This window comes from Calothrix sp. CBUCES-K 9914 (assembly GCF_059640475.1).
The window spans coordinates 1-10205 of sequence record NZ_JBXXZH010000294.1 but is presented as its reverse complement, the minus strand read 5'-3'; the positions used below and the strand labels follow the sequence as shown (position 1 = coordinate 10205).

At 43.1% G+C, this 10205-nt stretch carries 11 protein-coding genes; 5 read left to right on the top strand and 6 right to left on the bottom strand.

From position 1 onward, the window contains the following. Nucleotides 1-317 precede the first annotated feature (317 nt). Nucleotides 318-575, top strand: coding sequence for a DUF262 domain-containing protein (locus AC2JBO_RS38475; protein ID WP_496958904.1), 258 nt, complete (start codon nt 318-320; stop codon nt 573-575). A 226-nt stretch (nt 576-801) separates the two neighbouring features. Here AC2JBO_RS38475 and acnB read toward each other — a convergent pair whose 3' ends face one another. Next, a complete protein-coding gene (gene acnB / locus AC2JBO_RS38470) occupies nt 802-3447 on the bottom strand; it encodes a bifunctional aconitate hydratase 2/2-methylisocitrate dehydratase (RefSeq protein ID WP_496958903.1) in 2646 nt (881 codons plus the stop codon). Nucleotides 3448-3674: 227 nt separating this feature from the next. Here acnB and AC2JBO_RS38465 point away from each other — a divergent pair, with 227 nt between their 5' ends. After that, nucleotides 3675-3992: a 2Fe-2S iron-sulfur cluster-binding protein gene (locus AC2JBO_RS38465; RefSeq protein ID WP_496958902.1), complete on the top strand. Its 318-nt coding sequence runs from the start codon at nt 3675-3677 to the stop codon at nt 3990-3992. A gap of 119 nt (nt 3993-4111) precedes the next feature. On the opposite strand, the gene AC2JBO_RS38460 is transcribed toward AC2JBO_RS38465, so the two are convergent. From AC2JBO_RS38460 to AC2JBO_RS38450, 3 genes are all read right to left on the bottom strand, one after another. After that, complete coding sequence (locus AC2JBO_RS38460; RefSeq protein WP_496958901.1) at nt 4112-4450, bottom strand: type II toxin-antitoxin system PemK/MazF family toxin; 339 nt, start codon at nt 4448-4450, stop codon at nt 4112-4114. Continuing rightward, on the bottom strand, nt 4437-4655 hold the full coding sequence (locus tag AC2JBO_RS38455) for a toxin-antitoxin system, antitoxin component, Xre family protein (protein ID WP_496958900.1): 219 nt from the start codon (nt 4653-4655) through the stop codon (nt 4437-4439). The genes AC2JBO_RS38460 and AC2JBO_RS38455 overlap by 14 nt, the downstream gene beginning before the upstream one ends. A gap of 240 nt (nt 4656-4895) precedes the next feature. After that, the gene (locus AC2JBO_RS38450; RefSeq protein ID WP_496958899.1) at nt 4896-5543 is read right to left on the bottom strand and encodes an Hsp20/alpha crystallin family protein; all 648 of its coding nucleotides are present in this window, start codon (nt 5541-5543) and stop codon (nt 4896-4898) included. Between the two features lie 200 nt (nt 5544-5743). Here AC2JBO_RS38450 and AC2JBO_RS38445 point away from each other — a divergent pair, with 200 nt between their 5' ends. Further along, a complete protein-coding gene (locus AC2JBO_RS38445; protein WP_496958898.1) occupies nt 5744-5920 on the top strand; it encodes a DUF8621 family protein in 177 nt (58 codons plus the stop codon). A gap of 646 nt (nt 5921-6566) precedes the next feature. Here AC2JBO_RS38445 and AC2JBO_RS38440 read toward each other — a convergent pair. Next, nucleotides 6567-7451 carry an oxidoreductase gene (locus tag AC2JBO_RS38440; protein WP_496958897.1) on the bottom strand — a complete coding sequence of 295 codons (885 nt, stop codon included), beginning with the start codon at nt 7449-7451 and terminating at the stop codon, nt 6567-6569. A 49-nt stretch (nt 7452-7500) separates the two neighbouring features. Next, a complete protein-coding gene (locus tag AC2JBO_RS38435; RefSeq protein WP_496958896.1) occupies nt 7501-8466 on the bottom strand; it encodes a quinone oxidoreductase family protein in 966 nt (321 codons plus the stop codon). Nucleotides 8467-8644: 178 nt separating this feature from the next. On the opposite strand from AC2JBO_RS38435, the gene AC2JBO_RS38430 reads away from it, so the two are divergent. Continuing rightward, nucleotides 8645-9553, top strand: a complete 909-nt coding sequence (locus AC2JBO_RS38430) for an AraC family transcriptional regulator (protein WP_496958895.1) — start codon at nt 8645-8647, stop codon at nt 9551-9553. 505 nt (nt 9554-10058) lie between these two features. Continuing rightward, on the top strand, nt 10059-10205 hold a 147-nt coding region (locus AC2JBO_RS38425; protein ID WP_496958905.1), incomplete at its 3' end, for a DUF3326 domain-containing protein.

Genomic DNA, 10205 nt, shown 5'->3' with positions numbered 1-10205 from the left:
CGGTTCTATCGTACATAGCGTGCTAAATTTTAATTAAAATCTATAAATATGCTTGATTTACAAGGCTTACAGACGCTTTTATTTTTAATTTTGGACAAGAATACCGTTCTGAAGGTAATAATAGCTGTAAGATAAGCCCAGCAAGGTTTTTAAGCTTATTTTTCCCTAAATTAGCACGCTAAGTACGCAAGAGCCGATTTTAGAGTTGGTAAGCTCTGTATAGAAACACTACGAGACAAAAATCTTAACATGAAGCGTATTAAATATTACTATAAACTTTAGTATAATTGGGGTTGACAAATAGTATTTAATTACATGTGAGTATTACACCTCGCGGGATGAGTGTTACAGAAGCTTACCGACTCTACCGTTCAGGCAGTTTATTAGTCAATAGAAAGTATCAAAGAAAGCTTGTTTGGACAGTCGCGGAGAAAGAAAGGCTTATTGGTAGCATTTTAAAGGGGTATCCAATTCCACTGATTTTACTTGCAGAACGTCCTCAAATATATGGCAGTGGTAAATATGAAATCATTGACGGGATGCAACGCCTTAATGCAATTTTTAGTTTTATATAAAATTATTTTAGCTTTGATAATAAATATTTTAATCTTTATGAGTTTTCTTACGCCAAACAATTAGTAAGTGATGGAGTGATTCAACTTGAAATAAATAAAGAAGATATTGAAAAGCAAAAAATAAATTTTTTGCCAAAAAATAAATTATTCATCTTGTAAGGTAGGCGCCCTCCAAACCCCTTAAAACTGAAACGGGCGAGGGCGCCCGTTCCACAAGAAACAAAAACTATTTCACACTCAATTCCAAAATCTTCTTCTCTTCCTCCTTACTTATCACCCTTCCCTCATCTTCAAAACCAGTAATTTGGTCAAAGTTCAAGTACCGATACAAATTATCTGCAAACGGTTGAATTTTTGTGCCTACAATATCCAAATATTCCTGTACAGTAGGTATCCTACCCAGCAACGCGCACACAGCAGCTAACTCGGCAGAACCTAAATAGACCTGAGCATCTTTACCCATGCGGTTATTAAAGTTTCTGGTAGAAGTTGAAAACACCGTAGTTCCATCTTCTACTCTTGCTTGGTTCCCCATACATAAGCTACAACCTGGCATTTCTGTCCGCGCGTTTGCGCCAACAAACACATCATAAACACCTTCATTCTTCAACTGAGTTTCGTCCATCCGTGTAGGAGGCGCCACCCACAACCGCGCGCTTACCTTACCAGCACCTTCCAACACCTTCGCAGTTGCACGGTAATGTCCAATATTAGTCATACAAGAACCTACGAATACTTCTTGTACTGGGTCGCCTGCTACTTCTGATAGTAGTTTAACGTTATCAGGGTCATTAGGCGCCGCTACGATTGGTTCTTTAATTTCGTTCAAGTCTATCTCGATAATCTCCGCATATTCCGCATCTACATCTGCTTCCATTAATACTGGGTTTGCTAACCATTCTTCCATTTTGGCTACACGGCGTATGATGGTTCTAGCATCTCCGTAACCTCTTGCTACCATGTTTTTGAGCAGTGCTACGTTGGAACGAATATATTCGGAAACTGTTTCTACACTGAGTTTAATTGTACAACCAGCACAGGAACGTTCGGCGGAAGCGTCGGTTAATTCAAATGCTTGCTCGACTTTTAAGTCTGGCAAACCTTCGATTTCTAATATTTTTCCAGCGTAAATGTTCTTCTTGTTTTTCTTCTCGACTGTTAGTAATCCTTTTTGAATCGCTACGTAGGGAATCGCATTTACAATATCGCGTAGTGTAATACCTGGTTGTAATTCTCCCTTGAAACGGACTAATACTGACTCTGGCATATCTAAAGGCATTACACCCAAAGCTGCTGCAAATGCAACTAACCCTGAACCTGCGGGAAAGGAAATACCAAGAGGGAAGCGTGTATGCGAGTCTCCACCTGTTCCTACTGTGTCGGGTAGTAACATTCTATTTAACCATGAGTGAATAATTCCATCACCGGGACGTAATGCTACACCTCCACGTTGAGCGAAAAAGTCGGGGAGTTCTTTTTGGGTTTTGATATCTACTGGTTTGGGATATGCAACAGTGTGGCAGAAGCTTTGCATTACTAAGTCAGCGGAGAACCCTAGACATGCAAGTTCTGTGAGTTCATCGCGCGTCATTGGCCCTGTGGTATCTTGGGAACCAACGGTTCCCATAATAGGTTCGCATGATGTCTCAGGACGAACTCCTGGTAAACCACAAGCTTTTCCTACGATTTTTTGCGCCAATGTGTAACCTTTACCTGTATCAGCAGGTTGTTGAGGACGAGTAAATACAGTGCTTGCTTCCAAACCTAAAGCAACGCGCGTTTTGTCTGTTAGAGTACGTCCGATAAGTAAAGGTATACGTCCACCCGCGCGTACTTCATCTAAAATTGTGTCGGGTCTTAATTGGAATGTTGAAATAACTTCTCCAGCTTCGTTGGTAATTTCTCCTCTGTAAGGATATATAGTAATTACCATCCCTGTTTCCATTTTTGTGACATCGCAGTTTATTGGCAAGGCGCCTGCATCTTCTGCGGTATTGAAGAAAATAGGGGCAATAGTTCCACCAAGTACATATCCACCCGCACGCTTGTTTGGTACGAAAGGAATATCTTGACCAATATGCCATAACACCGAGTTAATAGCTGACTTACGTGATGAACCTGTACCTACTACATCTCCAACGTAAGCAATGGGGTATCCCTTTTTCTTTAATTCGGCAATAGTTTCTAAGCTTCCTGGTTGCCGAGTTTCCAACATTGCAAGTGCATGTAGAGGAATATCGGGACGAGTTGTTGCGTGTTGTGCTGGTGATAAATCATCTGTATTGGTTTCACCAGAAACTTTAAAGACAGTAACGTTGATAAATTCTGGTAACTGCGCGCGGGTAGTAAACCATTCTGCTTCTGCCCAAGAATCTACAACTCGCTTTGCAAAAGGATTTGTCTTAGATAATTCTAAAACATCATGGAAGGCATCATATACTAGCAAAATCTTACTCAAAGCCGCAGCAGCATATGCAGCGATAGGTTCCTTACCTTGTCCTCCCATTACTAAAGGAGTTTCCGAAGATGTAGACAACGAAACGGTGGGGACTTGTAACAAATCGATGAGCGATTGCACGTTATAACCGCCCATCATTGTACCTAATAACTCAACCGCTTCGATTGGAGAAACTAAGGGACTAGTAATTTCTTCCTTTGCTATACCTGTGAGGAAACCAGCTTTAACATAAGCTGCAGGGTCAACACCGGGTGGTACTCGGTCGCGTAATAAATGCAGTAATGTCTGTTCCTCACCCGCAGGTGGATTTTTAAGTAGTTCGCACAGTTCTGATGTTTGTTTTGCATCTAATGGCAGCGGTGGAATTCCTAGTGCTGCCCTTTCTTCAACGTGTTTGCGGTATGATTCCAGCATTCTGCTCTCCAAGTATAAATTTAACTGTTTAACTTACTTGTCAATGTGACAGCCAAATTTTAAGTGTTTGTAAGCTCCTAGCCTATAATAATCACTGTATCGCCAATTCTTGCTAGCGATAAAGGTGGTTTATCCTAACTCAAGAGTTAGTGTTAAATATAGCTACAAGTTTGGTTAAATACAATTTTTTAAGCTACAATATTGCACCGTTATAATCAAGCCTCGATATGACACAAACATATACCGTTGAACTTAACCATCAGGGTAAAACACTCACAATTCAAGTTCCCGAAGACGAAACAGTTTTAGCAGTAGCTGAAAAAGCAGGTTTGGAGCTACCCGCTTCATGTCATGCAGGTGTTTGTACTACATGTGCAGCAAAAATTACCAATGGTGGCACGGTAGACCAAAGTGAGGGTATGGGTATCAGTCCTGATTTGCAAAAAGAGGGTTATGCTCTACTCTGCGTGTCTTTTCCTCGCTCTGATTTGAAAATTGTAACTGACCAGGAAGAGGTTGTGTATCAACAACAATTTGGGAAGTAACCTTGGCAACGGATGAGAGCGGATGTAACGGATAATTAATTTTTTTATCCGTTACATTCTTTGTAAATTTATCTGACCATCTTACTTATATACAATTGCATGTAATATTGTTTACGTTTTTAACCTAAAATAGTTTTCAATAAGCTTTGTAAAGCTTGGTAGTCAGATTCTTCAAGCTGCCCTAACTTTTTGGTCACAAGTTTTATATCAAGAGTTGTTAAAACTGGTTTAATAATTGAAGGTTTAACTAAACCAGAATTTTTCCAGTTTGTAATTGTCGTTTCTCCAAAAGAGGTTGCTGGGTTTGCTTGACTAGTAACACCAATTAGTATCAAATCTAAGCGTTGAAGATGATAATCAGCAGAACTCACAACAATAGCTGGTCGCTTTTTTGTAGTAGTCTGGTCAGTAAAAGGGAAAGGCACTAAAACAACATCACCAAATTCATAATTTGTCATATTCTGCATCATCAGGGTTATCCCAGATTTTTTGGAAAGCTTGCTCGGAAAGCTTTGCTGCTGCGAAAACTATATCACGATCTGTATTTTTGATATTTTTTTTATAAAGAGAATCAATAAACTCTTCAACCTGCAATATCTGTTCAGGAAACAATCCGCGAATTTTGCTAATTACTCTTTGTTCGGTTGTGCTATCAGCTTGCATTATAAAAAATTTTCCTTTTATGGACACACTACTATCTTACTATTACATTTCAACTTTAGGCGTGGCTAAACAACTTATTCGAGAGTATCCGAAGCTTAAAAGCTAACCTTTCGCGGGCTTGTATACACGCCCTACAATTATTTAAGGAAACAAGAAACCCACCCCGTTAATATGGGTGGGTTATTAGAATCTAGGTATTGAAATCAAAAATAAAGCGCTACTAAATTTAAAAATCTTACATTACGCTGCCCAAACATCTTGGAGTTCTTCAGCCATTTGAGTAGGTTGAGCAACTTCGCTAGCTACAACTTCGTTGGCTTTTATAGTCGGTTGAGCTTCTTCAATAACTGGTGCCCCAGTAGTCGCTTGGGTCAGTTCTGTTTCTTGAACAGCAGGCGCCTGAGTTGCTTCAGTAAGTTGCGCTTCTTCTATAACAGGCGCCTCGGTAGCAGTATTCCCGAACAAATTAACCTTCACAACTTGATTACGTGCAGCACTTGCTTTAGGTAATGTCAAAGACAAAATACCATTCTTATACTCAGCTTGCACCTTATCATTCTCTACAGCGACAGGCAATTGAATCACCCGTTGGAACTTGCCGTAAGTAAACTCAGAACGGAAATAACCAATCTTCTCAGTTTGATTGTTATCACTCTTTTCACCAGAGATAACAACCGCTTGCTTTGTAACGCGAATATCTAAGTCTCTTGCATCGATACCTGGAATTTGCGCGCGTAAAACCAAAGCTTCATCAGTATCTTGCAGTTCAACTGCTGGCTTAAAAGCTACCATTTGAGGTTGACGTACCATCATATCTCCAAACATAGAATCCATTGCACGACGCATAGCTTGAATATCACCTTGACGTTGCCAGCTCATAATAGCCATATCTAAATAATTCCTCGATTGCTGCGTTTTCATTAATCTTTGTTGCATATGTCCCTATTTTGCCAATTCTGTGCATATAGACAGTGAGGTAAACCGGATGAGTTAAGCAGTGAATACCGCAGCGTTACAACAAAGCGAAAAATTATTGTAATCTTGTCCTGGTGCCAACTATATTTATAGACAAATCTGGACACAAAGCTATGACAGCACATTTCATCAGCGCCGAAATAGACCTACAGCAAACCCTAACCGAACTACAAAAAGCAGTAGAAACCGAACTGAAAAAACAAGGTGAACCTCTACGCTGGGCAATAACCTCTGTAGACACCGAACAACAAAAAGTTAAAGTTGAAGCAGTAGTAACAAAACAACCCTAGAAATCATATACTCTTGTGGAGCGGGCATCCCTGCCCGCCATTAAATTATTTATATATAGATAGGTAGGATATTGGACAGGCTTTCCGGTCTATCCGACAAGATACACACGTCATAGGAGTTAAAATTGTGCATTACAGTCAATTCAAAACATTGGCAAGTGTGAAGTCAGCATTTGGAATTGTTACCCACGAAAATATACAGTTTCACATTCTAATTCTTCCAAAGCCATTCTATCAAATTTAGAAAGAAATAATCCAACAATGTATGTCTCTCTTTTACTAGCTAGGCTTTGCATAATAATTTTTACATAAACTCTATAGTTTTAGAGTTCCCAACTAATTATAAAAACTAACATTCCTCTTAAGCTTGTATTGCTATTATAAAATAAAAAAAACTAGAACGGCAAAACTAACTTGAGAGGTGGGACTAAAGGCTTAATTACGTAGGCGCCATAGAAAATATCCAACGAGTTTATTATGCTTACAGCCTACGTAAGCGCAAGTTTTACCGCTCTAGAAAAAAATCATTGTAAACCCACCCGGTGCCAGTTATAGTTAGAGCAAATCAGGGTACACAGCCATGACAACACATTTTATCAGCGCAGAAATCGACCTACAGCAAACCCCCACCGAACTACAAAAAGCCCTAGAAACCGATCGAGTTAAGATCATTGACTATTTTAGACGGAAGTTTCAAATCTGCGGCTTTGAGATTCTCGCGCAGATGCTCAACCGATGACGTTCCGGGAATTAGCAGGATGTTAGGAGAGCGCTGAAGCAGCCAAGCAAGCGCAACCTGCATCGGGGTCGCATTAAGAGTGCTTGCAGCAGCATCGAGCTTGGACGACTGCAACGGAGTGAACCCGCCAAGCGGAAAGAACGGGACATAGGCTATGCCGCGCTGGGCAAGGTCGTCGATCAACGCATCATCGTCGCGGTGCGCTAAGTTGTACTGGTTCTGGACACACACAATCTCAGTCATCGCCTGAGCTTCCTCAAACTGTTTAGCACTGATGTTGCTGAGTCCAATATGGCGGATGAGTCCCTGACGCTTCAAGTCAACCAGTGTGCTGAGGGGTTCTGCGATTGAGCCAGAAGACACACCACTGCCATGATCACCTGTACCAGGGACTCTGAGATTCACAATGTCCATCGCCTCAAGCCCAAGATTTTGCAGATTATCGTGAACGGCATCGATCAGCTCTTGCCGCGAGAGGGCAGGTTGCCATGACTTATCCGCCGGACGACGCGCTCCCACCTTAGTGACAATCACCAAATTCTCAGGATAGGGGTGCAGTGCCTGACGAATAATTTGATTGGTGATGTGCGGACCATAAAAGTCGCTAGTGTCGATGTGATTGACTCCAAGTGCTACCGCTTCACGGAGAACGGCAACGGCGGCATCCATGTCGCGCGGCGGACCAAACACTCCTTGACCCGCCAGTTGCATCGCGCCGTAGCCTAGACGATTGAGCGTGATTGACGTGTTTGGCAGCGTGAAGCTACCCCCTAGATTGGTTTGCTGAATCATGTTGCTATTTCCTTAGAGTGTTGATTCGTTTTAGTAAGAAGAGTGAAGCTTATTCGCCGCTCACACGCAACACGATCTTGCCTAGATAATGCTGTTTCATCGCTTCAAGCGCTTGCGGCGCCGCTTCGAGTGGAAACGTCTGCGCGATGCGAACTTGAAACTGGTCGATACTCACCAATTGGTTGAGTTGGTCAAACAATAGCGGGTCAGCGAAGCCGTTTGCCTTCTTGAGTTCCACGCCGTCGGGTGCTTTAGGTTCGGGCATAACGCCATTCGGAAAAGAGATGATGCCGCCCGGACGCACCAACAAGAGCGTAGATTGAACGTTGTTACCGCTCACCAACACCAGCGCCGTATCGAAGCCGTCGGGCGCAAAGGCGCGGGCACGTTGCACAACGTCGTCGCTGTGTCCGTCCACCGCTTCATCAGCACCCAACTGCTGGGCCAACTCTACGCCGTCCGCGCCCGATGCAATGGCGAAAACGCTCGCGCCCATGCGCTTGGCGAGTTGCAGCGCGACGTGACCCACGCCACCGCTCGCGCCCCACAGCATCAATTTGGTTCCGTCGCGCGTCCCTAGGGCATTCAAATTACTTAGTGCCGTCGCACCAGCAATCGGTAGTCCGCCTGCCATCTGCATATCAAGACCATCAGGCATCGGCGCCACCGTTTTTTCAGATACGACGACGTATTGGGCGTAAGAACCGCCCTTGTCGTTCATAAAGCTTTGGGCGTAAACGCGATCGCCGACCGCAAAACGATCAACGCCATCGCCGATGGCAGCGATTGTGCCTGCACATTCGCCGCCCAGCACGCGCGGAAAGTGGACTTCGTTATATACCAAATCACCGTCACGCTCCATCGCGTCCCAGACACCAACTCCGGCAACTTCAACGTGAATCAAAACTTCGCCCGCATCTACCGTAGGTACGGGTAAGGTGTGCAAAGTCAGCTTGTCAAAACCGCCGAACTCGTCAACAGCCATTGCTTTCATTTGTTGGGGAGTGGTTTGCATTTTTACGGTTCTCCCAATCGAACGCTTCTTTGATCGTTACAAGTTCAGCATAAGTTTGAAAAGCGTTTCTTGAAATACACAAACCTCGCTGATGATTGCCTAATTCTCCAAAGCAATCGTTTTTAGCAGGTCTATAATTGTTAAGAGTAAGGCATTGAGCGATCTAGTCCCTACCATTATGGAAATCTCTAACTCTAGCGTGATTGCAAATCAGTGCCAAGAACTTGCAACCCTCGTGATGAGGCACACCGAGGGTAATGGTCTTTATCCAACTGCGATCGATAAATTGAGCTTTGGGCGCTCCGATGCAATTTCTTCGACACCCTACAGTGTTGATGAACCCTGCCTCACTCTCATCGTTCAAGGCAAGAAAGAAATGTTGCTGGGTGAGGAAACATATCCATACCGCGCAGGGCAATATCAAGTCCTTTCGGTTGCTCTACCGCTCAGTGGATGTGTGGTTGAGGCAACACCTAATAAGCCGTGTTTAATACTGAAACTGAGCTTAGACCTAGTGCAACTGTGTGATCTGGTTGCCCAGATGGGTTTTAGTTCAGCCAAGCAAGAGAACTCTGTCCGAGGGCTATGGGTTAGCAGCGCCGATACTACGTTGCTCGAGTGTGTCCGGCGCCTAGTCAAGCTCTTAGAGACACCGCAAGACATCCCGATACTGGCACCGATGATGCTGCGTGAACTCTATTACCGTCTGCTTGTCGGTGAACAAAGTAAAGCCGTGCGCCAAATTGCCACATCCGGCAGCAGTATGCAGCGCATTGCGTCAGCCATCCAACTGATCAAAGCTGAGTTTACCCGATCACTGCGGATCGAGGATTTAGCAAACCGGGTCAAGATGTCTCCTTCGTCGTTTCACCAGCATTTTAAGCAAGTAACCTCAATGAGTCCGCTGCAATATCAAAAGCAGCTAAGACTGTTGGAAGCACGTCGCCTAATGCTAACTAAAGATTTTGATGCCCTCGCTGCTGCTTACCAAGTGGGATATGAAAGTCCCTCACAGTTCAGCCGCGAATATTCCCGAATGTTTGGCGCCCCACCCATAAGAGATATTGAACGTTTACGTACAGCCTGAGCCACACAACAATCCTTGAAATTTTGGCTCTTGCGTACTTAGCGTGCTAAAAAAGTTGAAAAATAAGCTTAAAACTTTTATAAGGCTTATATTACAGCCATTATTAACTACAAGGAAGGTATCCTGGTTAGAAATTTGGGTTATAAGCACCTGTAAGCCTTGATTTTAAAGGAAAGTTATCGACTGTAATTAAAAATTAGCACGCTAAGAACGAAAGAACCGAAATTTTGCTGCATACTCTGGTCGATTTTGCTCTAACCAATGCATAATTCTGTTAAGAGCATCTGTTAAAGTTGACATTAGCAATATGTGTAAACAACAGTAATTGAGTATTAATTGGTGATCTATATCATTAAATTTAAAGTGTTATATACAACGTACATTTGTATGTGAGGCATAGCCACGCTTACTACCCAACTTGGCACAATGTGTATTGAGAAACCGGGTTTCTTTTTGTAAATGGTGAAGGTTATTATGCTTAGTGTTAAAGAAACCCGGTTTCATGATGCGTCCATACACAGCAATTTTAATCATACCTACAGGCATCGGCGCCGCTATTGGCGGATATGCGGGTGATGCGTTACCTGTGGCAAAGACTTTAGCACAAGTTGTAGATAGACTGATTACGCACCCTAACGTCATGAACGGCGCC

What these genes read in the sequence shown, in the direction of transcription:
- AC2JBO_RS38440 (WP_496958897.1), bottom strand. Translation starts at nt 7,451, where the DNA reads ATGATTCAGCAAACCAATCTAGGGGGTAGCTTCACGCTGCCAAACACG.
- AC2JBO_RS38430 (WP_496958895.1), top strand. Translation starts at nt 8,645, where the DNA reads ATGGAAATCTCTAACTCTAGCGTGATTGCAAATCAGTGCCAAGAACTT.
- AC2JBO_RS38455 (WP_496958900.1), bottom strand. Translation starts at nt 4,655, where the DNA reads ATGCAAGCTGATAGCACAACCGAACAAAGAGTAATTAGCAAAATTCGC.
- AC2JBO_RS38435 (WP_496958896.1), bottom strand. Translation starts at nt 8,466, where the DNA reads ATGCAAACCACTCCCCAACAAATGAAAGCAATGGCTGTTGACGAGTTC.
- AC2JBO_RS38450 (WP_496958899.1), bottom strand. Translation starts at nt 5,543, where the DNA reads ATGGCTATTATGAGCTGGCAACGTCAAGGTGATATTCAAGCTATGCGT.
- AC2JBO_RS38445 (WP_496958898.1), top strand. Translation starts at nt 5,744, where the DNA reads ATGACAGCACATTTCATCAGCGCCGAAATAGACCTACAGCAAACCCTA.
- AC2JBO_RS38460 (WP_496958901.1), bottom strand. Translation starts at nt 4,450, where the DNA reads ATGACAAATTATGAATTTGGTGATGTTGTTTTAGTGCCTTTCCCTTTT.
- AC2JBO_RS38465 (WP_496958902.1), top strand. Translation starts at nt 3,675, where the DNA reads ATGACACAAACATATACCGTTGAACTTAACCATCAGGGTAAAACACTC.
- acnB (WP_496958903.1), bottom strand. Translation starts at nt 3,447, where the DNA reads ATGCTGGAATCATACCGCAAACACGTTGAAGAAAGGGCAGCACTAGGA.